Source organism: Methylobacterium sp. Leaf108, assembly GCF_001423265.1.
GTDB lineage: Bacteria > Pseudomonadota > Alphaproteobacteria > Rhizobiales > Beijerinckiaceae > Methylobacterium.
This window is the reverse complement of the sequence record NZ_LMND01000001.1, coordinates 61850-81382: the sequence shown is the minus strand read 5'-3', so window position 1 is coordinate 81382 and position 19533 is coordinate 61850. Positions and strand designations below refer to the sequence as shown.

Sequence of the window (19533 nt, the reverse complement as noted above, 5' to 3'; positions counted from 1 at the left end):
CCCTGCGGGGGAGGGTGCCTTGCGGATGCGCTGCGGGAGGGGGGCAAGCGACCTCCCCGAACGAACCTGAGCCTTCCTCTCCCGACCCTCGCTGACGGGAGGGCCACCTTCCCCCGCAGGGAGGGGAGGGTTTCGAGCGTGCATGGCTCTCACGCCGGCACGCTGCGCGGGGTGTAGACGAACGGTCGCTCGCCGTCGCCGCGCGGGATCAGCCGGGTCGCGGATGCGCCGATGATGACCAGCGTCGCCATGTCGGCCGACGCCTCGCGGGCCTCGGCCAGGGTCAGCACCCGGATCGCCTCGTCGGGGCGCGACACGGCGCGGGCGAGCATCACCGGGGTGCCGGGCGCCCGGATCTCGGCGGCGAGCCCCAGGGCGGCACCGAGCTGCCAGGGTCGCGCCGAGGAGATCGGGTTGTAGAGGGCGACGACGAAATCGGCCCGCAGCACCGCCTCCAGCCGGGCGGTGATGACCGGCCAGGGTTTCAGGTTGTCCGACAGCGACAGCGCGCAGAAATCCCCGCCCAGCGGCGCCCCGAGGCTGGCGGCGGCCGCGAGCATGGCGGTGATGCCGGGCTCCACCCGGATGTCGAGGCGGCGCCAGGCCGGATCGCCCGCCTCCACCGCCTCGAACACGGCCGCGGCCATGGCGAAGACGCCGGGATCGCCCCCTGAGACCACCGCGACGCGGCGGCCGGAGGCGGCGAGTTCCAGGGCCTGGCGCGCCCGGTCGACCTCGACGCGGTTGTCGGAGGCATGGCGCACGAGGTCCGGCCGCTCGGGCACGCGGGCGACGTAGGGGATGTAGCCGATCAGGTCCTGTGCCTGCGCCAGCGCATCCTGCGCCGCCTGCGTCAGCAGGCGGGGGTCGCCGGGGCCGAGGCCGATCACCGTGACCGAGCCGGTCACGGCCGGCGGCCCTCGCCCGGCACCAGCACCATCGAGAAATAGGGGGCGACGTCGTCGGGCTTCTCGGCCAGGGCCACGACCTTCTCGCCGGCCATCGTCCCGCGTTCCACGTAGACCGCACGCTCGAGGAGACCGGTCTCGGCGAGCGCGCGCCGCACCTTCGGCAAATGGCGGCCGAGCTTCATGATGACGGCGGCATCGGTGATGCCGAGCCGTTGCACCAGGGCGTCGTGGGGGAGGGTGGCGGGCAGGATGGTGAGGACGTCGTCGCCCCAGGTGATGGGGGTGCCCGCCCGGGTCCAGCAGCCCGACATGCCGGTGACGCCGGGCACCACCTCCACCGGGAAGCGGTCCTTCAGCCGGCGCCAGAGGTGCATGAAGGAGCCGTAGAAGAACGGATCGCCCTCCGACAGGATCGCCACGTCGCGGCCCAGGCTGAGATGGTCGGCGAGGCGCCCGGCCGCATCATCGTAGAAGTCGGCGAGCGCGGAGACGTATTCGGCGTGATCGGGCGGCAGTTCGGTGGTGTAGGGGTAGACCAGCGGGAACTCGCGGGCGGGGTCGCGCATCACCGCATCGGCGATAGTGCGGGCGTTGCCGCGCTTTCCCTTCTTGCAAAAATGCACGAGCACCGGCGCCTGCGACAGCACATTCATGGCGCGCACGGTGAGGTAGTCCGGGTCGCCAGGCCCCATGCCGACGCCGAACAGCGTGCCGGTGGTGACGCTGCGCGGGGCCGCCCGCGGCTCGTCGGGCAGGACCGAAGGCCGCTCGGTCGCGTCCATCACTCGACCTCGCAGGCCAGCGCGTTGATCGCGGCCGCCGTCATGGCGCTGCCGCCGCGCCGGCCGTGGACGACGACGAAGGGCACACGGCCGTCGCGCGCCAGGGCGTCTTTGGATTCCGCCGCGCCGACGAAGCCGACGGGGATGCCGATGACGGCGGCCGGCGGTGCGATGCCTTCGTCGAGGAGTTCGAGCAGCCGGAACAGGGCGGTGGGGGCGTTGCCGACGGCTACGATGCTGCCGGGCAGGTGCTCGCGCCACAGCTCCATGGCGGCGGCGGTGCGGGTGGTGGCCATCTCGGCGGCCAAGCCCGCCACGCGTGGATCGCTCAAGGTACAGATCACCTTGTTGTCGGCGGGCAGGCGCGACCGGGTGACGCCGTCGGCGACCATGCGCACGTCGCACAGGATCGGGGCGCCCCGCTTTAGGGCATCGGCACCGGAGTCGGCGAAATCCTCCGAGATCGCCACGTCGGCGGGCAGGTCCGTCATGCCGCAGGCATGGATCATCCGCACCACCACCCGCTCGGCGATGCCGTGGAAGCGGGCGAGATCGGCCTCGGCGCGGATCATCGCGAAGGAGCGGGCATAGATCGCCTGCCCGTCGCGCAGGTAATCGACGCGCGAATGGGTCGGCGCGGTCATGGCTGAATCCTGAAAGCCCGTTCGAGGGGAAGGGCCGGGTCGGCCCTCCTTAGACGCTCCAGCGCCGCCTCGAAAGTCAGTTGCATCGCCGGCAGGTCGGAGGGCGCGCCGCCGATCACGATGCCGTAGAGACCGCCGTTCCCCACCAGGGTCAGGTCGGCCGCCTGGGGATGGGCGCAGCCCTTGGCGCAGCCCGAGACATGCCCCCGCAACCCGCGTGCCGCGAAGGGGCCGAACGCCTGCGCCAGCCGCGCCGCGTGGTCGAGGGTGGGGGTGGAGCCCGAGGCGCAGGCCGGCGCGCCGGGGCAGGCGGCGACGGCCCCGCGCGGATCGTCGGGCTCGGTGACGAAGCCGGTCAGGACATCGCGGGCCCGGCGCAGGGCGCCGGCATCCGTGCCGGCGAGGGCGAAGCCCCGGGTGGGCGAGAGATGGATGTCGCTGGCCAGGGCCTCGGCCGCGTCGGCGAGCCGATGCAGAGCGCCGGAATCGCAGCGGCCGAAGGGCGCGTCGAGGAGGAGGGCGGTGCGTCCGTCACCGAGGTCGCCGATCCCGCAGCGGAGCCTCGGCGCGGCGGCTGCGGGCGTCGCCACGGCCGTCGGGCGGAGGTCGGCGATCAGCCGACTCCTCTCGCCCGCCGGGAGGTCCCGCATCCGGCGCACTCCACTGGCGGCCAGGGTCCGCAGCGCAAGGCCCGCCGCTTCCAGCGGCTCGGCCGCCGTGAACCATTCGGGGCCGTCAGGGCCGGCCAATGCCATCGCGATCCGGAGGGCTCGCCTCTCCGCGACGGGTGCAGTAGCGTCGTTGAGAACGCAGAGGCGGATGTCGGCCTCACCGTCTCCGGAGCCCACGAACGCCACGTCCTCCACGCTCACCAGCGCCTTGGCCGGCAATCCCGGGATGGCGAGCCCGATCGCCTCGATCGCCCGCGCGAGGTCCCTCACCGCCTGCCCCGCCAGGGGCGCCGTCAACGTCAGCCGCTGCGGACCGCCGTCGCTGCGGATGTCGCCGAGACCGGCGGCGTCGAGGAAGGCGGCCAGCGGTGCCCGCGTGTCCTCGGTGACGCCGCGGATCTGCAAGTTGGCGCGGGCGGTGGCGTCGACATGGCCGTTGCCGAACCGGCGTGCGCCCTCCGCCACCGCCCGCGCCTGCGCCGGCGTCAGGATCCCGAGCGGCGGGTGGACGCGGGCCAGGAGTCCGTCGCCGGTGGGCATCGGCCGGGACAGGCTCGGGCACCAGCCGCGCCGGCTCGGTGCCTGCGGCAGCGCGCGGCGGGCGGTCATTCGGCCGCCTCGGGCAGGATCGCGGCTGTGGCCGGCATCAGTTCGTCGGCGGCCATCGCATTGCGGCGGGAGAGCCAGAGGCCGCGGTTGCGGGCCTCGTCGAAGCGTTCGAGGATCGCGCGGGTGGCGGCCGGGTTGGCGGTGCGCAACTGCGTGAAGGTCTCGTCGTCGGCGATGAGGGCGCCGTAGAGCCGGTCGAGGTCGGCGTGCGCGACCGCGTCGGTGGTGGCGGCCAGGACGAACACCGCGTCGACCCCCTGCGCCAGCTCCTGGGCGCCGCGGTACCCGTGACGCAACTGCGCCGCGATCCAGGCCGGATGCGCGAGCTTGCCCCGGATCAGCCGCGCCGCATCCTCGCGGGCGGTGCGGGCGCGCGGCGCCTCGGGTTTCGAGACGTCGAGGCTGTAGAGGGCGGGCTGCGCACCTTTGAGGGCGGCGGCGGCGGCGAACCCGCCCATCGCCTCCACCGCGGCGTCCCCATCGAGCAGGTCGCGCTCGGCGACGTCGAAGGCGTGGACATAGGCGTCGGCCTTGGCGACCCGGTCGAAAAAGCCGTCGTCCGGGGCGTCTTCGGCACCGCCATAGGCATGGGTGGTGGCGTCGAGATAGGCGCGGCCGAGGTCGTCGCGGTGGTCCCAGGCGCCGTCGAGGGCGCGCTCGCCGGCCCCGGCCCCGTAGCGGCCGGGCGCGCCGCCGAAGATGCGCGCGGGTGCCTCGCCGCGGCGCCGGGCGGCGGCGAGCGGGTTCTCGTCGTCCTCTTCCTCCCGGTCCGCCACCGCGCGGGCGGCCCGGTCGAGGAGCGCCAGCGTCTCGGGAAAGGTGTCGCGAAACGCGCCCGAGACCCGCACCGTCACGTCGATGCGCGGCCGGTCGAGCATGGCGAGCGGCAACACCTCGAAGCCGGTGACGCGGGTCGAGGCATGGTCCCAGGTCGGGCGCACCCCCATCAGGGCGAGCGCGTGGGCGATGTCCTCGCCGCCGGTGCGCAGGGTGGGCGAGGCCCACAGGTCCATCACGATGCGGGCGGGGTATTCGCCCTCGTCCTGCAGGTAGCGCAGCACCACCGCCGCGGCGGCCCTGGTGCCGAGCAGGGTGGCCGACCGGGTCGGGAGCGCGCGCGGATCGAGGGTGGTGAGGTTGCGTCCCGTCGGCATCACGTCGCTGCGCCCGCGCGAGGGCGAGCCCGCCGGTCCCGGGGCAACGAAGCGGCCGTCGAGGGCGGCGAGCAGCCCCGCCCGCTCGGCCGTCGCGCAGGCCGCCACGGCCTCGCTCGCCTCGGGCGCCGCCTGCCCGAAGACGTGGAGCCCGTCGCGGGTGGTGACTTCGGACAGGTCGCACAGATGCGCGTCCAGTGCGGCCAGCGCGTCGGCCATCGGCGTGTCGGCGTCGATGCCGGCCCCCGCCAGCAGCCCGGCGCTCTCGGCCTCCTCGAGGATCGTCGCGCTGAGGATGGCGGCCCGGCGCGGGTCGAGAACGCTGGCGCCGGCGTATTCCTCCACCAATTCTCGCAAGCTGGCGGCCTCCGGCGTCAGGCCCGCCTCCACCGTCTGCGGCGTGAGATGGCCGAGCGCGATGCCGCCGAGCCGCCGTTTGAGCGGAGCGGCCTCGCCGGGATCGTCGACGATGAAGGGATAGACCACCGGCAGCGCGCCCACCGCCAGGGCCGGCCAGCATGCGGGCGAGAGCGCCACGGCCTTGCCCGGTAGCCATTCGGTGGTGCCGTGGGTGCCCAGATGGATCAGCGCGTCGAAGCGGGTGCGCAGGCCGAGGTGGAACGCGAGGTAGGCATGGGTCGGCGGCTCGTCGGGGTCGTGGTAGCCGGCCTTACGATCCGCCGACCGGCCGCGGTCGGGCTGGAGGAAGACGGTCAGGCCGCCGCGGGGCGTCGCCGTCCCGAGGGTCGGCCCCGGCCGGGCGCCGGCGTCGACCGAGCGGAACCGGAACGCACCGTGCGAGCACGACGGGTCGTCGGCCGGCCTGCCCCAGCGGGCGTCCAGGGTCGCGCGCAGGGTATCCGGCAGCCCGGCGAGCCAGGCCTCATAGGCGGCCAGCGGGACGGCGATGTCGGGCGGGCCTTCGGTGAGGCCGTGCATCAGGGCCTCGGCGTCGGGCAGGTCGCCGACCGAATAGCCCTCCAGCCGCAGGGTCGCGGCGATGGCCCGCGCGCTCGCCGGGGTGTCGAGCCCCACCGCGAAGCCCGCCCGGCCGCCGCGGGCGGGATAGTCCGACAGGACGAGGGCGAGGCGCCGGTCGGGTCGCGGCCTGCGGGCGAGGCCGATCCAGGCCGCCGCCCGGTCGGCCAGCGCCGCGATGCCGGTCGCATCCGGCCGGGCCCGGCGCTCGCCGAACCCCTCGACCTCCGGCGCCTCTTCCTTGAACGAGATCGGGAAGCCGGACAGGCGTCCGTCGAACTCCGGTAGCGCCACCTGCATCGCGAGGTCCGAGGCGCTCAGGCCCCGGGCGGAGGCTGCCCAGGCGTCCCGCGGGGCACCGATGGTGAAGGCCTGGATCACCGGGCAATCGGCCGCGTCGAGGACGAAGTTCCGGTCCTCGCGGGCCGAGAACGCGGTGGCCGCCACGATCACGTCGGGCTTGTGCCGGGCGATGGCCTCGCGCAGCGGCGCCAGTGCGTCGGGGTCCTTGAGGCTCGACACCGCCACCGCGAGGGATGCGATGCCGCGCGCGCCCAGTTCCGAGGCCAGCACGGCGGCCGGCCCGCCGTCGCCGCCGAGGATCGCGGAGCGGTAGACCAGCAGCAGCGCCAGGGGCGGCGCGCCCTGGGAAAGCTCGGCCAAGGGGCTGCGGCCGACGTCGCGGGCATGCTCGAAGGACACGGGGCCGCAGCCGGGGCAGCACAGGAAGCCGCGGGGCAGCGGCTCCGGCGGCTGCGCGGTGATCGACCAGCCGATCTCGGCCGCGACCCGGCGCAGCATCCGGCGCTGGTTGGCACCGCCGCCCGCCCGGAAATAGGCGTCGAGGGTTCCGGCCACCTCGGGCGCGACCGTGGAGAAGGCGTCGAGCCGGGAATCCGGCCTGTCGTCGCCCGGCAGCACCGCCAGGGCGACGCCGTTGGCACGGGCGGCGGCGGCCGCCCGCTCGACGCCGTAGCGCCAGTAGTCGAGGCCGCCGAGGCAGCGGATCACCACCATCCGCGCCTTGGCGATCACCGCATCGACGTAGAGGTCCACCGACATCGGGTGGCGCAGCCGCGCGAGCTTGGCGAGGCGTAGGGTGGGGAAGCCCCCTCGCGACTCGGAAGCTTCTGCCGCATGCGCGGCCGCCACGCCGACGAGGTCGGAATCGGTGAACGACAGGAAGACGATGTCCCCGGGCGCCTGCCCGAGGTCGATCGCCGCCTCGCCCTCGTCGAGGGAGACCGTGTCGATGCGGATCAGATGCATGGCCGGCTCGAGCGGACGGGCCGGGCGTGGCATCCGGCTCCTCGTCCTGCATGCGGCGCGGCCGGGCGGGAGAGGTGGCGCCGTCGTAGAGGTCGGCGACCGCCCAGCCGATGCCGAGCCCGTCGATCGAGATCGAGCCCGGCACGACGCGCCTCGACCCAGGTACCCGTACCGTCGCGCGACCACGGCGTGACCTCGGCGGCGTTCGTGGCGTCGGGGCCGCGCGCGCCGCAATCGACGCCGGCATCCGGGCGCCGGATCCGTCCGGCCAGCGTCTCCACGCTGCCGTCGCCGGTGAAGGGATGCCAACCGCTGCCGCGCCGGACGTCGCGCAGCACGGCGACGATGTCGGCGTGGACGTCGCGGGCGCCGGCCACGAGCCCGCAGCGGTCCGCCTGGCGTTCCTGCCAAGCGGAGAACGCTTCGATGCTCATCGGCTGCGTGCTGCGATCCAACATCCCGACAACGTGTCCATCACGGCCATGACCCTCAGCGGGCTTCGCGAAAGCGGTCACCGGTCTTGCGCCGAAAACCTGCGACGGACCACGAACCTGAGCAGGGTGAGGCGTCGGCCTGCCGACGCGAACCCGCTTGGACGAGGCCGACCCTATCCCGCCAGCGCGGCGGTGACCGCGTTCCGGTCGAATCCCTTGAGGCCGATCACCACCAGGCGCCCGTCGCGGGGCTCGTTGCCGCGCCAGGGCCGGTCGTAGTGGTGACTGACGCGGGTGCCGACGCCCTGGACCACGAGGCGCATCGGCTTGCAGGCGATCTCGGCAAACCCCTTGATGCGCAGGACGCCGGCGGTCTCGGTGGCGCGGGCGACGCGCAGGGCGAGGTCGTCGGCGCTGGCGCTGGCCCGCACCGGGATCGCCACCGTGTCGAAGTCGTCGTGGTCGTGGTCTTCGCCGTCGCCGTGGTGCGAGGGGCGGGAGGCGAGGTCGTCCTCGGCCGCGGCACCGAGCCCGAGCAGCACGGCCGGGTCGATGCGGCCGTGCTCGGTCTCGACCATCTTCACGGCGCGCGGCAGGTGGCGCTCGATCTCGGCGCGCACCGAGGCCCGGCCGGCCTCGTCGAGGAGGTCGGCCTTGTTCACGATCACGAGGTCGGCGCAGAGGAGCTGGTCCTCGAACACCTCTTCGAGCGGATTGTCGTGGTCGACGCTGGCGTCGTCCGCCCGCTGCGCCGCCAGTGCGGCCGGATCGTCGGCGAAGAACCCGGCGGCGACGGCAGGCCCGTCCACCACGGCGACGACGCCGTCGACGGTCACCCGCGAGCGGATCGCCGGCCACTGGAACGCCTGGACCAGGGGTTTGGGCAGAGCCAGACCGGATGTCTCGATCAGGATGTGCTCGGGCGGATCGGCCCGGTCGAGGAGCTTGTTGAGGGCGGGCACGAAGTCGTCGGCCACCGTGCAGCAGATGCAGCCGTTGGCGAGTTCGACGATGTCCTCGTCGCCGCAGCCTTCGATGCCGCAGGCCGCCAGGAACGACCCGTCGAAGCCGATGTCGCCGAACTCGTTGACGACGATGGCGAGGCGCCGGCCGCCGGCGTTCTCGAGGATGTGGCGCACCAGTGTCGTCTTGCCGGCCCCGAGGAAGCCGGTGACGATGGTGCAGGGAATTTTTGGCACGATGCTCATTCGGCGGCGTCCGAAAGGGGGTGGCCGCCGGGTGGCGGGAACGGCGGGATGCGGGCGACGACGCCCTTGCGAAAAACCTCCGGCCGCGCCTTCCACGGCACGATCCCGTCCGGCGTTTCGGCGTAGAGCCCGAGGCCGTCGAGGATCGTCCGCGCGGACGACACCGGGTCGAGGTCGCCGTAGACGTAGGTCCAGCGGCCTTGCGAGGCCACCGCGACGGTACACGGCCGCTTGCAGACCGAGAGGCATTCGACGCCTTCGACGCGGACGATGTCGGTCGCGGCGGCCTCCCGCAGGGCCGTCAGCAGCCGGGCGCCGGCGCGCGGCTCGGTGGCATCACCCGCCGTGCGGCAGGTGGTGCAGACGTAGAGGACGACCTCAGCCACGGGCGACTTCCGGTCGGCCGCGGCCGAAGGTCGACCAGGCGTAGGCGAAGGCCAGCCCGATCACCGCCCAGAACACGAAGGCGATCCCCAGCGAGCGGGCGGCGAACTGCGCCGCGTATCCCGCCGGCAGGGCGGAGGCCGTGTGGTCGGTGTCGGGCGCGCCGGCCAAGTGCGGCGCGACGATCAGCACCAGCCCGCCCAGGATGGTGATCGGCACCCTCCGGATCGCGATGAGGTAGAGCCCGACCGCCGTGGCGAGCGCCGTCATCACCCACCACATCTGGCGCGTCTCCAGGGGAGCGGCCGGCATGCCCGGAAGCTCCGGCGGCAGCCCGAGGGCGGGCGCGAGGGACACCGCCAGGAAGCCCGCGACGGCGAACCCGAGGCTCGTCTCCACCGTCGGTTCGCGGCCGCAGGCGAGCAGGACCGCGCCGAGCAGCAGGGCGTAGCCGACGCCGCCCACCAATGTGGCCAGCCCGGTGAAGGCCATGCGCTGGAAGCCGGGCGCCGGCTCCCAGGCGGTGTCCGCCTGCACCGTCGCCGAATGGCCGTCGCCATGGGCGTGGACACGCACGACGAGGGAGGTCGGAGCCTCGTGGGAGGCCTGCGTCTCGTAGCGCTCGGCGGCGAGGATCAGCGGCGAGGTCAACGTGAGCTGAAGCCCCGTGGCCACGACGGCCGCGAGGAAGCCGGCGACCAGGGCCGCCGACAGGAGTCGGATGATCATGGGAATGCTGCCTTCAACGGTCCCTGAGGGGACGGCCTAGTGGCAGGGGAAGTTCTGCGCGTGCCGGAAATCGTGGGCCGCGTTGTGCAGCGTCATCGAGGGGGCGAAGCCCGCCATGAAGACGAGGCCGAGGCCGAGGAAGGCGGCCACCAGGACGGCGCCGAGGCGCTCGGTGGTGCGGGTGCCGGCAAGGGTCAGCGTGCTGGTCGACATCGTGTCACGGTCTCCGGCCGCCCCGCCGGCGGCGTTCGAGGAAATGCGGGTGGACGGCAGGTCTCCTGGCTCGCGGGTCTCGCATGCCCACCGCCTTCCCGGATCGCTCCAGTGGCCGATGGCAGGCACGTCGCCGCTTACAGTTGCGGGGGCAGCCGCGGCATCGAGGGTGTCCCCTCTCACCGCATTCCCTTTTCACCCCGTCGCCGGGGCACCGTCCATCTCGCCTTCTACGCTTCCGCGCCGCCGCTTACAACGCGCCCCCGGCCGTATTCGCGCTTCTTTGACCGGCGCGGCCGGTTTCGGGTTAAGGAGCGTCGATGCGGCAAGCTCTTTCACGAATGACGTTGGTGCTGGGCGGTGCCCGGTCGGGCAAGAGCGCCCATGCGGAGGGCCTGATCGAGGCCTGTCCGGCGCCGTGGCTCTATCTCGCCACCGCCCAGGCCTTCGACGACGAGATGCGCGAGCGGATCGCCCTGCATCGGGAGCGGCGCTCGTCGGAGTGGACGACGCGCGAGGCGCCCATCGATCTCCCGGAGGCGGTGGCGGCGGCCGCCGGCCCGGTCCTGGTCGATTGCCTGACACTATGGATGACCAACCTGATCCTGTCGGAGGCCGATATCCCGAGGGCCGTTTCGGCCCTGGTCGAGGCCTGCACGGCGGCGCTCGGCCCGGTCGTCCTTGTCGGCAACGAGGTCGGCCTCGGGATCGTGCCGGACAACGCCCTGGCCCGCCGCTTCCGCGACGAGGCCGGGCGCCTCCACCAGCGTCTAGCGGTGCGCGCCGACCGTGTGGTCTTCATGGTGGCGGGCCTGCCGATGATCGTGAAACCGCAAACCGGAGCCGATGCATGACCGACGACGAGACCCGCCATCGCGAGAAGATGGAGAAGCGCAAGGCCGTCCAGGACGCGGAGGTGGCCGAAAAGACGATCGAGAAGGGGCTCCTCATCGTCAACACCGGCCCCGGCAAGGGCAAGACCACGGCGGCCCTGGGGCTGATGCTGCGGGCACTCGGCCATGGCTGGCGGGTCGGCGTCGTCCAGTTCATCAAGGGCGCCTGGGACACCGGCGAGAAGCACGCGCTCGGGCCCTTCGGCGACCGCATCGCCTGGCATACGCTGGGCGAGGGCTTCACCTGGGAGACGCAGGACAAGGCCCGCGACATCGCCGCCGCCGAGCACGCCTGGGCCAAGGCGCTCGACCTGATGGCCGATCCGACCATCCGCCTCGTGGTCCTCGACGAACTCAACATCGCCCTGCGCTACGACTACCTGCCGCTGGCCGAGGTGATCGCGGCCTTCCAGGCCCGCCGGCCCGACCTCCACGTGATCGTGACCGGCCGCAACGCCAAGCCGGCGCTGATCGAGGCCGCCGACCTCGTCACCGAGATGACGGTGGTGAAGCACCACTTCTCGGCCGGCGTGAAGGCACAGGCGGGAATCGAATTCTAGATGCGGCGGATCGTTGCCGGGGCGTTCGCCCTCCTCGTCGTGGTGGACACGCCCGGCGTCCGTTCGGAGCCGGGCGGGCCCTGGCCCGACAGCTACCTCGGCCGGGTCGAGGCGACGGCGGTGGTCCAGACCCTGAACGCCCGCCTGCTCGCGGCCCGGAGCGCCACCACGACCCTCGAAAGCTGGTGCGCCGAGCACGGCATGGCATCGCGCCCGGTCCTGGCGGCGCGCCTGGAGCGCGGCGTCGACGTGCCTGCGACGCCCGAGACCCGCCAGCGCCTCGCCATTGCCCCCGACACGCCCTTGCGCCACCGGCGCGTCCGCCTCGCCTGCGGCGACCACCTCCTCTCCGAGGCGGACAATTGGTACGTGCCCGAGCGGCTGACGCCGGAGATGAACCGCCTCCTCGACACCACCGACACGCCGTTCGGCCGTGTCGTCCAGGCGCTCGGCACCACGCGCCAGACCGTGGCGGCCGACATCCTGTGGCGGCCGCTGCCGGAGGGCTGGGACCAGGCGCCCGTGCCGCCCACGACCTGCGCGATGCTGCCGATCCCCGAGCGCCTGTTCAGCCACCGTGCGGTGCTGTTCACCGCCGAACGGGTGCCCTTCTCCGAGGTGGTCGAGACCTACGGTGCGGCGATCCTCGCCTTCCGCCGGGCCGAGCGTCCGACCGATCCCGCCTGTGCCGGGACGCCCCGATGAGACGCTCGCACAGGCTTTTACGCCAGCCCGCTCCACGCCACGTCCAGGCATCCCCGGCTCCGACCCGATGAGAACCCCGACCCCCGCCATCATGATCCAGGGCACCGGCTCGGACGTCGGCAAGTCGCTGATCGTCGCCGGCCTGTGCCGTGCGTTCGCCAACCGTGGGCTGAGGGTGCGCCCGTTCAAGCCGCAGAACATGTCGAACAACGCCGCCGTCACCGACGACGGCGGCGAGATCGGGCGGGCGCAGGCATTGCAGGCCCGTGCCGCGCGGGTGGCGCCCTCCGTCCACATGAACCCGGTCCTCCTCAAGCCCCAGAGCGAGACCGGATCGCAGATCGTCGTGCAGGGCCGCATGGTCGGGCAGGCGGCGGCGCGGGACTACCAGGCCTGGAAGCCGCGCCTTCTCGCGTCGGTGCTGGAGAGCTTCGCGCGCCTGGGAGCCGAGGCCGACCTCGTCGTCGTCGAGGGCGCCGGATCGGCCTCGGAGGTCAACCTGCGCGCCGGCGACATCGCCAACATGGGCTTTGCCCGCGCCACCGGCGTGCCGGTGATCCTGCTAGGGGACATCGACCGCGGCGGCGTCATCGCCAGCCTCGTCGGCACCCAGGCGGTGATCGCGCCCGAGGACGCCGCGATGATCCGCGGCTTCATCGTCAATCGGTTTCGCGGCGACCCGAGCCTGTTCGCCGACGGCATGGCCATCGTCGCGCGGCGCACCGGCTGGCCGTCCTTCGGCCTCGTGCCGCATTTTCCCGCCGCCGCCCGGCTCCCGGCCGAGGACATCCTCGGTCTGGCCGGTTCGGCGCCGGGCGCGGGCAAGCGCGTGGTCGCGGTGCCGGTGCTGCCGCGGCTCGCCAATTTCGACGACCTCGACCCCCTGCGCGCCGAGCCCAGCCTCGCCGTGGTGCTGGTGCGGCCCGGCGAGGCCATTCCGGGAGATGCCGATCTCGTCCTGCTTCCGGGGTCGAAGACCACCATCGCCGACCTCGACGTCCTGCGCGAGCAGGGCTGGGACATCGACATCCGCGCCCATGTCCGGCGCGGCGGCCGGGTGCTCGGCCTGTGCGGTGGCTATCAGATGCTCGGGCGCACCATCGCCGACCCGCACGGGATCGAGGGGACGCCGCGGTCGGTGCCCGGCCTCGGCCTCCTCGACGTCGAGACGGTGATGACACCGCTCAAGCGTCTCGAGCGGGTGACGGGCGTCACCCTGCCCGATGGCGTTCCGTTCTGCGGCTACGAGATGCATGTGGGTGAGACCGCCGGCCCCGACACCATCCGGCCGTTGATCCGCTTCGCGGACGGGCGCCAGGACGGCGCGGTCTCGGGTGACGGACGCGTCTGCGGAACCTACGTCCACGGCCTGTTTTCGGACGACCGCCAGCGCGCGGCCTGGCTCGCGCGCCTGGGCACCGTATCGAGCGGAGAGGGCTACGAGGCCGGGATCGAGGCGGTGCTCGACCGGCTGGCCGCGCATATCGAGGCTCATGTCGATTGCGACGCCGTGCTCGCCGTCGCGAACGCCCGACCCTGAAGGGATGACCCGCATGCCTCGCTCCGTCCTGACGGGTGTCGTCGCGATCCTGATCGCGACCCCGGCGCTTTCCGTCGACGATCGCTGGACCGCTGGGTTCGGTCAGGGCACCGCGGAGGCCAGCATCCGCAGCCGGACCGGCAGCATCTTTCGGGTCTTCTGCGGCGGCGGGACCGGCGGGCGGCGGATGGGGGTCGTCCTCGAAGGCCTGGCGCAGACGGCGCCGAAGGGACGGCCCCTGGACGTCCGGGTCGTCGTCGACGGCCGGACCTTTCCCTTCGCCGTGACGGACGGCTACGGCGCCGTCGACGCGCGGGGTGGGCGCTTCGCCCTCGAGGCGATGGCCAAGGCGATGCTGGCGAGCAAGGCCGCGCGCTTCACCATCGCCTATCCGAGCCTCAATGTATCGGAGGCCTATTCGCTGGGCGGCGTCAGGGATGCGCTGCAGGACCGGGGCGGCACCATTCTCACCCCCTGCCTGTGACGGCGCCGAATCAGGCGAGGGCCGCGGTGGCGGCGAGCACGGCGAAGCCGAACAGGATGAGGCAGGCGCTGCGGTAGAGGGCGAGGGCCCGCTCCACGTCGGCCGGCCCCGCCTCGGCCCGGCCGTCGCCCATCCAGGCGTCCTCGACCCTCACGGCGCCGTAGACCCGCGGTCCGGCCAGGCGCAGGCCGAGCGCGCCGGCCATGGCGGCCTCGGGCCAGCCGGCGTTGGGCGAGCGGTGGCGGCGGGCATCGCGGTGCAGGGCACGCCAGGCTCCGGTCGCCGAGGCGTCGCGGTGGCAGGCCGCCGCGGCGACGATCAGGCCGGCGGAGAGGCGCGAGGCCGGCAGGTTGACGAGGTCGTCGAGGCGGGCCGAAGCCCAGCCGAAGGCCTCGTGGCGCTCGGTGCGGTGGCCGATCATGCTGTCGGCGGTGTTGATCGCCTTGTAGAGGGCGCCGCCGGGCAGGCCGCCGACCCCGATCCAGACCGCCGGCGCCACGATCCCGTCGGAAAAGTTCTCGGCGAGGCTCTCGATGGCCGCGCGGCAGACCCCGGCTTCGTCGAGGCTCTCGGGATCGCGACCGACGATCATCGCCACCGCTGCGCGCCCGCCGGGAAGCCCCTCCCGCCGGATTCCCTGCGCCACCCGTGCGACGTGCTCGTGGAGGCTTCGCTGCGCCGGCAGGGCGGCGCAGGCGATTCCCGCGAGGACGATCCCGGAGACCGGACCGGCGAGACCGAGGAGCGCGCCGACCGCCAGCGCGATGCCGCCGACCACGGCGATCAGCACGAGGAGGCCGAGCACGCCGGCCAGGCGCCGCCGGCGGGCGCTTCCCCGGTTCAGGCCGACGTCGAGGGCGCCGATCAGCCGGCCGATCCAGGTGACAGGATGGCCGAGCGCCCTGTAGAGCCCGTCCGGATAGCCGGCGGCCGCCTCGACGGCGAGGGCGACGACCAGGATCGGAAGCGTGTCGGGCGGATGGGCGAGGACGGTCCAGGGCATTCTGCGGCGGAACACTCTCTGATGGGGGAAGGCACGCGAATCGCCCACGGCGGCGATCTCGACGCGGCCCGGCGCCTGTTTCCCGCAGGCCCCGAGCCGTGGGTCGATCTGTCCACCGGCATCAACCCGGTGCCCTATCCGTGTCCACCGCTGGAGGCCAGCGCCTTCACGCGGCTGCCGTCCCCGGCCGACCTGACCGCCTTGCGGACCGCGGCGGCCGACGCCTACGGCGCCGATCCGGCGACGGTGGCGGCGGCGCCGGGCACGCAGATCCTGATCGAGACCTTGCCGCGGCTGCGCCCTCGATCGCGGGTCGCGGTGCTGTCGCCGACCTATGCCGAGCATGCGGCGGCCTGGACCCGCGGTGGTCATCACGTCGTCGCGGTCGCCGACCTGTCCGGTGCGGAGGGCTGCGATGTCGTCGTCGTCGTCAATCCCAACAACCCCGACGGACGCATCGTGCCCGCCGGCGATCTTGTGGCCACGGCCCATGCCCTGGGGCGCCGTGGCGGTCTCCTCGTGGTGGACGAGGCCTTCGCCGACTTCGAGCCCGCGGGCTCGTTGTGCGCAGAGGTCGGCCCCGGGCTCGTGGTCCTGCGCTCCTTCGGCAAGACCTATGGGCTCGCCGGCCTGCGCCTCGGTTTCGCCCTCGCCGAGCCGGCGCTGGCCCTTCGGATCGCCGAGGCCCTCGGACCCTGGGCGGTGGCCGGCCCGGCGCTCGCCATCGGCCGCGCCGCGCTCCGCGACAGGTCCTGGCGCGAGGCGGCCCGAGCGGCGCGCGCGGCCGATGCCGCCCGCCTCGACCGCATGATCGGCCGGGCCGGGGGGGGGGTGGTCGGCGGGACCAGCCTGTTCCGCACGGCGGATTTCGAGGACGGCCCCGGCGTGTTCCGGCGCCTCGGGGAGGCGGGCATCTACGTGCGCCGGTTCGAGGCGATGCCCCATCGTCTGCGCTTCGGCCTGCCGGCCGACCGGGGCGAATGGTGCCGGCTCTCGCGCATCCTGCGGTGAGGACCGCTACGCCTCGACCGGACGCCGCGGTTCGACGATCGCCACCAGCAGTCCGGCCCCGGCCAGGGCGATCCCGACGGCGCAGACGCCGGACCAGCCGTAGCTGAGGAAGGCCTGCGAGCCGGCCAAGGCGCCGATCGCCCCGAACAGGAAGATGCCCGTGAACAGCACCGTGTTGATGCGTCCGCGCGCGCCCGGCACCAGGGCATAGGCCCGGGTCTGGTTGGCGATGAGGGCGGCGTTGATGCCGATGTCGATGAGCAGCACGCCCACCGCCACCGCGACGAGCGACCCGGTGCCGGCCAGCCACAGCACCGCGAAGGCGGCCATGACGCAGACGCCGCCGGCGAGCACCACCGGGCGCGCCCCGCGCCGGTCGGTGAAGCGGCCCGACAACGGCGCCACCACGGCCCCGCACACGCCGATCACGCCGAACAGGCCCGCCCCGGCGGCGGTGAGGTCGAAGGGCGGCGCCTCCACCAGGAGGGCCAGGGTCGCCCAGAAGGCGTTGAAGCTGGCGAACAGGAACGCCTGGCACAGGGTCGCGCTGCGCAGCACCGGTTGGGTGCGCAGGAGGTCGAGGATCGACAGCATCAGGGCGCGGTAGCGCAGCGGGGCGGTCTGGGGTGTCCTCGGCAGGGTCGCCGCCGCCACCGCCGCGATGGCGAGCGCGACCCCGCAGGCGGCGAAGAACACGATGCGCCAGCCGAACTGCGCCCCCACGAACCCGCTGATGGTCCGGGCGAGCAGGATGCCGCTGAGGAGCCCGGTCATGACCTGGCCGACGATGCGGCCGCGGCTGGCATCGGGGGCGAGTTCCGCCGCGAAGGGCACCGCCTGCTGCGCCGCGGAAGAGAGGAAGCCGATGACGAGGCAGGCGCCCACCAGCATCGCCAGGGAGGTGCTCAGGGCCGCGGCCAGCAGGGCGACGCTCAGGCCGAGCAACTGCCAGATGATCAGGCTGCGCCGTGGCAGGCTGTCGCCCAACGGCACCAGCCCGACGATGCCGAGGCCATAGCCGATCAGGGAGGCGGCGGGCACCAGGAGTGCCGCCCGTTCGCCGAACTCGGCCACGAGGAGGGCCAGCAACGGCTGATTGTAGTAGATGTTGGCGACGGCGCCGCCCGCGATCAGCGTCAGGCCGAATCGCGTCCTGGCGGTGAAACCGTGCCGGACCGGGGCGGCGCTCGGCGCCCGCCCGGGGTCGTCCTTGGGCGATGGGGTGTCCATGGGATGTCGGTGCCCGCCTTGGTTCGGTCGCGGCGGGGTACGCGTCCTGGCCGGCACGAACAACCCGCGCGCGCGGAGGGCCGAGGCTGCGGACCGCTCATGGAGCCGGACTCGCCATGGAGCCGGACCCGCCATGAACTAAGCCTCGCCATGGAGCCGGACTTGTCGATCGATTTGACACAACCCATATAGGTTGTGTTGTCGATCACTGATCGAACGGCCCGGCCCCCGCCATCCAGTGCTTGGCAGGTGGCCGGTCATCGCGTTTGATGGACGGGATACGTCGTGTCGCGCTGATGTGTGGTTTGCGTCACCGCGTGTCCCGTTCGTCCGAACCATGGAGTTTGCCATGCCGAGCTACCGTGTCGCTTTCGCCAGGGAGATCATGGGCGTTCCGTTCACGATCGGATCCGTGGAGATCGCCCGGGCGCGGGATGCGGGCCGTGCGTTGCGCGCGGCCGAAATCCGGTTCGCCCGCCAGCACGGCATCGATGATTGGCGCCTGCGGGCCGATTGCGCCCGCATCGAAGGCCTCGCGGGCGGGCACCGCTGACGCCGCCGGCCACGGTCGCCGCCGCGGCTTGAGACTGGCCCTCGCACGCGAGGCATCCTAGAGTGCGATGCCGGTCGGACACCCTCTTCCGTCGTGGTCGGCATCGCTCCAGGGGTGAAGGCTCAGGCGACTCGGCATGGCGGCGATCTCCTTCTTCGGCGACCTCATTCAAACGATCAGCGATCGCGGGCGCGACCTGATCGGCTTCGGGCGGGGCGACCTTGCCGCCCGGGCCAACGCCATCGAACTCGTCGGCTTGTGCGAGGATCTGATCTCGCGGCGCGGCGAGGCATCCGGGGTCGCGCTCGCGCGCCTGATCCTCGAACGCTACACCTCCCTGTCTCGCGAGGAGCGCGGGACGTTCCTGCGCCTCGTGGCCATGGAGTTCGGCGCCGATCACACCGGGATCGAGGACGCGATCACGACGTACCGCGCCAATCCGACGCGGGCGGCCCTCGGCGTCCTCCACAAGTCCGCCGAGCCGCGCAGCCAGGAACTGATCCGGCGCCTCAACCTCGCCCGCGACGGCACGCTCGCCCTGGTGCGGATGCGCGAGGACCTGATGACCCTACGCCGCGACCTGCGCGCGGCCGGTGACGACCACGCCCTGATCGAGGCGGCCGACAGTCTCGACAACGATTTCGAGCACCTGTTCGCGTCCTGGTTCAACCGCGGCTTCCTCGTCCTGCGGCACATCGACTGGACGACGCCGGCGCACATCCTCGAGAAGATCATCCGCTACGAGGCGGTGCACGAGATCGCCGGCTGGGACGACCTGCGCCGCCGGATCGAGCCGCAGGACCGGCGCTGCTTCGCCTTCTTCCATCCGGCCCTGGTCGACGAGCCCCTGATCTTCGTGGAGGTGGCGCTGACCGCCGGCATCGCCCCGGCGATCGCGCCGATCCTGGCGCACGACCGCCAGGCATTGCCGCTGCGGGCGGCCAACACCGCCATCTTCTACTCGATCTCGAACTGCCAGAAGGGCCTGGCCGGCGTCACCTTCGGCAACTTCCTGATCAAGCAGGTGGTGGAGGACCTGGCCCGCGACATCCCGAGCCTCAAGACCTTCGTCACCCTGTCGCCGGTGCCGGGTTTCGCCAAATGGCTCGACCGCGAGCGCCGGGCGGAGGCGCCGCTCAGCCTCACCCGCGAGGACGTCGAGGCCCTGCGCCTGCTCGACGCCCCGGATTGGGCCACCGACAAGACCAAGTCCGAGGCGGTGCGCAAGGCGCTGCTGCCGGCAGCCGCCGCCTACTTCCTGCGGGCCAAGACCGATCGCGCCCGCCCCGTCGATCCGGTCGCCCGGTTCCACCTCGGCAACGGCGCCCGGCTCGAACGCATGAACTTCCTCGGCGACGTCTCGGGCAAGGGGCTGGCGCAATCCTATGGCCTGATGGTCAACTACCTCTACGACCTTGCCGCCATCGAGAAGAACCACGAAACCTACGCCAACCTCGGCACCGTCTCGGCGTCCAGCGCCGTCACCCGGGAGTTGCGCGCCAACCTGCCGCCGCCGCGCGCCGTCGCCCTCGCGGAGGCCTGAGTGCCCCGCGTCGGGACCGCCGGTC

The 19533-nt window shown here is 73.0% G+C and carries 20 protein-coding genes and 1 riboswitch; of the genes, 8 read left to right on the top strand and 12 right to left on the bottom strand.

Going from position 1 to position 19533, the window contains the following annotated elements:
- Positions 1-149 precede the first annotated feature (149 nt).
- The 10 genes from cobJ to ASF39_RS00330 form a co-directional block, all read right to left on the bottom strand.
- A complete protein-coding gene (gene cobJ, locus ASF39_RS00375; protein ID WP_056280199.1) occupies positions 150-908 on the bottom strand; it encodes a precorrin-3B C(17)-methyltransferase in 759 nt (252 codons plus the stop codon).
- Positions 905-1693 carry a precorrin-2 C(20)-methyltransferase gene (locus tag ASF39_RS00370; protein ID WP_056280195.1) on the bottom strand — a complete coding sequence of 263 codons (789 nt, stop codon included), beginning with the start codon at positions 1691-1693 and terminating at the stop codon, positions 905-907. Before ASF39_RS00370 ends, cobJ begins: the two co-directional genes overlap by 4 nt.
- Positions 1693-2337 carry a precorrin-8X methylmutase gene (locus ASF39_RS00365; protein WP_055878748.1) on the bottom strand — a complete coding sequence of 215 codons (645 nt, stop codon included), beginning with the start codon at positions 2335-2337 and terminating at the stop codon, positions 1693-1695. The genes ASF39_RS00370 and ASF39_RS00365 overlap by 1 nt, the downstream gene beginning before the upstream one ends.
- On the bottom strand, positions 2334-3617 hold the full coding sequence (locus ASF39_RS00360; RefSeq protein ID WP_056280192.1) for a hypothetical protein: 1284 nt from the start codon (positions 3615-3617) through the stop codon (positions 2334-2336). The genes ASF39_RS00365 and ASF39_RS00360 overlap by 4 nt, the downstream gene beginning before the upstream one ends.
- On the bottom strand, positions 3614-7018 hold the full coding sequence (gene cobN, locus ASF39_RS00355) for a cobaltochelatase subunit CobN (protein ID WP_056281070.1): 3405 nt from the start codon (positions 7016-7018) through the stop codon (positions 3614-3616). Before cobN ends, ASF39_RS00360 begins: the two co-directional genes overlap by 4 nt.
- Positions 7009-7452: a hypothetical protein gene (locus ASF39_RS00350; protein WP_156648238.1), complete on the bottom strand. Its 444-nt coding sequence runs from the start codon at positions 7450-7452 to the stop codon at positions 7009-7011. Before ASF39_RS00350 ends, cobN begins: the two co-directional genes overlap by 10 nt.
- Before the next feature lie 173 nt (positions 7453-7625).
- The gene (gene cobW / locus ASF39_RS00345; RefSeq protein ID WP_056280187.1) at positions 7626-8660 is read right to left on the bottom strand and encodes a cobalamin biosynthesis protein CobW; all 1035 of its coding nucleotides are present in this window, start codon (positions 8658-8660) and stop codon (positions 7626-7628) included.
- Positions 8657-9046 carry a DUF1636 domain-containing protein gene (locus ASF39_RS00340; protein WP_055878736.1) on the bottom strand — a complete coding sequence of 130 codons (390 nt, stop codon included), beginning with the start codon at positions 9044-9046 and terminating at the stop codon, positions 8657-8659. Before ASF39_RS00340 ends, cobW begins: the two co-directional genes overlap by 4 nt.
- Positions 9039-9773, bottom strand: coding sequence for a CbtA family protein (locus ASF39_RS00335; RefSeq protein ID WP_056280184.1), 735 nt, complete (start codon positions 9771-9773; stop codon positions 9039-9041). The genes ASF39_RS00340 and ASF39_RS00335 overlap by 8 nt, the downstream gene beginning before the upstream one ends.
- Before the next feature lie 36 nt (positions 9774-9809).
- Positions 9810-9986, bottom strand: coding sequence for a CbtB-domain containing protein (locus ASF39_RS00330; RefSeq protein ID WP_055878730.1), 177 nt, complete (start codon positions 9984-9986; stop codon positions 9810-9812).
- Between the two features lie 37 nt (positions 9987-10023).
- Positions 10024-10220, bottom strand: a riboswitch (cobalamin riboswitch).
- A gap of 86 nt (positions 10221-10306) precedes the next feature.
- On the opposite strand from ASF39_RS00330, the gene cobU reads away from it, so the two are divergent.
- The 5 genes from cobU (at position 10307) to ASF39_RS00305 (ending at position 14168) form a co-directional block, all read left to right on the top strand.
- A complete protein-coding gene (gene cobU, locus ASF39_RS00325; RefSeq protein ID WP_244472216.1) occupies positions 10307-10840 on the top strand; it encodes a bifunctional adenosylcobinamide kinase/adenosylcobinamide-phosphate guanylyltransferase in 534 nt (177 codons plus the stop codon).
- Positions 10837-11439, top strand: coding sequence for a cob(I)yrinic acid a,c-diamide adenosyltransferase (gene cobO / locus ASF39_RS00320; protein WP_055878723.1), 603 nt, complete (start codon positions 10837-10839; stop codon positions 11437-11439). Before cobU ends, cobO begins: the two co-directional genes overlap by 4 nt.
- On the top strand, positions 11440-12144 hold the full coding sequence (locus tag ASF39_RS00315) for a hypothetical protein (protein ID WP_082494264.1): 705 nt from the start codon (positions 11440-11442) through the stop codon (positions 12142-12144).
- Positions 12145-12235: 91 nt separating this feature from the next.
- The gene (locus ASF39_RS00310) at positions 12236-13684 is read left to right on the top strand and encodes a cobyric acid synthase (RefSeq protein ID WP_055878720.1); all 1449 of its coding nucleotides are present in this window, start codon (positions 12236-12238) and stop codon (positions 13682-13684) included.
- Between the two features lie 13 nt (positions 13685-13697).
- Positions 13698-14168 carry a hypothetical protein gene (locus ASF39_RS00305; RefSeq protein WP_156648236.1) on the top strand — a complete coding sequence of 157 codons (471 nt, stop codon included), beginning with the start codon at positions 13698-13700 and terminating at the stop codon, positions 14166-14168.
- A gap of 10 nt (positions 14169-14178) precedes the next feature.
- Here the strand turns inward: ASF39_RS00305 and cbiB are convergent, their stop codons facing one another.
- Positions 14179-15171, bottom strand: a complete 993-nt coding sequence (cbiB, locus tag ASF39_RS00300; protein WP_056280173.1) for an adenosylcobinamide-phosphate synthase CbiB — start codon at positions 15169-15171, stop codon at positions 14179-14181.
- A gap of 21 nt (positions 15172-15192) precedes the next feature.
- Between cbiB and cobD the strand changes: the two genes are divergently transcribed.
- Positions 15193-16182, top strand: a complete 990-nt coding sequence (gene cobD / locus ASF39_RS00295; protein WP_055878712.1) for a threonine-phosphate decarboxylase CobD — start codon at positions 15193-15195, stop codon at positions 16180-16182.
- A 6-nt stretch (positions 16183-16188) separates the two neighbouring features.
- Here cobD and ASF39_RS00290 read toward each other — a convergent pair whose 3' ends face one another.
- Positions 16189-17412: an MFS transporter gene (locus ASF39_RS00290; RefSeq protein WP_082494263.1), complete on the bottom strand. Its 1224-nt coding sequence runs from the start codon at positions 17410-17412 to the stop codon at positions 16189-16191.
- Positions 17413-17761: 349 nt separating this feature from the next.
- On the opposite strand from ASF39_RS00290, the gene ASF39_RS00285 reads away from it, so the two are divergent.
- Both ASF39_RS00285 and ASF39_RS00280 read left to right on the top strand, forming a co-directional pair.
- Positions 17762-17965, top strand: coding sequence for a hypothetical protein (locus tag ASF39_RS00285; protein WP_055880989.1), 204 nt, complete (start codon positions 17762-17764; stop codon positions 17963-17965).
- Positions 17966-18101: 136 nt separating this feature from the next.
- Positions 18102-19508, top strand: a complete 1407-nt coding sequence (locus ASF39_RS00280) for a malonyl-CoA decarboxylase (RefSeq protein ID WP_055878709.1) — start codon at positions 18102-18104, stop codon at positions 19506-19508.
- The last annotated feature ends 25 nt before the right edge of the window (positions 19509-19533 follow it).

What these genes read in the sequence shown, in the direction of transcription:
- ASF39_RS00370 (WP_056280195.1), bottom strand. Translation starts at nt 1,693, where the DNA reads ATGGACGCGACCGAGCGGCCTTCGGTCCTGCCCGACGAGCCGCGGGCG.
- ASF39_RS00365 (WP_055878748.1), bottom strand. Translation starts at nt 2,337, where the DNA reads ATGACCGCGCCGACCCATTCGCGCGTCGATTACCTGCGCGACGGGCAG.
- ASF39_RS00360 (WP_056280192.1), bottom strand. Translation starts at nt 3,617, where the DNA reads ATGACCGCCCGCCGCGCGCTGCCGCAGGCACCGAGCCGGCGCGGCTGG.
- cobN (WP_056281070.1), bottom strand. Translation starts at nt 7,018, where the DNA reads ATGCATCTGATCCGCATCGACACGGTCTCCCTCGACGAGGGCGAGGCG.
- ASF39_RS00350 (WP_156648238.1), bottom strand. Translation starts at nt 7,452, where the DNA reads ATGAGCATCGAAGCGTTCTCCGCTTGGCAGGAACGCCAGGCGGACCGC.
- cobW (WP_056280187.1), bottom strand. Translation starts at nt 8,660, where the DNA reads ATGAGCATCGTGCCAAAAATTCCCTGCACCATCGTCACCGGCTTCCTC.
- ASF39_RS00335 (WP_056280184.1), bottom strand. Translation starts at nt 9,773, where the DNA reads ATGATCATCCGACTCCTGTCGGCGGCCCTGGTCGCCGGCTTCCTCGCG.
- ASF39_RS00330 (WP_055878730.1), bottom strand. Translation starts at nt 9,986, where the DNA reads ATGTCGACCAGCACGCTGACCCTTGCCGGCACCCGCACCACCGAGCGC.
- cobU (WP_244472216.1), top strand. Translation starts at nt 10,307, where the DNA reads ATGCGGCAAGCTCTTTCACGAATGACGTTGGTGCTGGGCGGTGCCCGG.
- cobO (WP_055878723.1), top strand. Translation starts at nt 10,837, where the DNA reads ATGACCGACGACGAGACCCGCCATCGCGAGAAGATGGAGAAGCGCAAG.
- ASF39_RS00315 (WP_082494264.1), top strand. Translation starts at nt 11,440, where the DNA reads ATGCGGCGGATCGTTGCCGGGGCGTTCGCCCTCCTCGTCGTGGTGGAC.
- ASF39_RS00310 (WP_055878720.1), top strand. Translation starts at nt 12,236, where the DNA reads ATGATCCAGGGCACCGGCTCGGACGTCGGCAAGTCGCTGATCGTCGCC.
- ASF39_RS00305 (WP_156648236.1), top strand. Translation starts at nt 13,698, where the DNA reads ATGCCTCGCTCCGTCCTGACGGGTGTCGTCGCGATCCTGATCGCGACC.
- cbiB (WP_056280173.1), bottom strand. Translation starts at nt 15,171, where the DNA reads ATGCCCTGGACCGTCCTCGCCCATCCGCCCGACACGCTTCCGATCCTG.
- cobD (WP_055878712.1), top strand. Translation starts at nt 15,193, where the DNA reads ATGGGGGAAGGCACGCGAATCGCCCACGGCGGCGATCTCGACGCGGCC.
- ASF39_RS00290 (WP_082494263.1), bottom strand. Translation starts at nt 17,412, where the DNA reads ATGGACACCCCATCGCCCAAGGACGACCCCGGGCGGGCGCCGAGCGCC.
- ASF39_RS00285 (WP_055880989.1), top strand. Translation starts at nt 17,762, where the DNA reads ATGCCGAGCTACCGTGTCGCTTTCGCCAGGGAGATCATGGGCGTTCCG.
- ASF39_RS00280 (WP_055878709.1), top strand. Translation starts at nt 18,102, where the DNA reads ATGGCGGCGATCTCCTTCTTCGGCGACCTCATTCAAACGATCAGCGAT.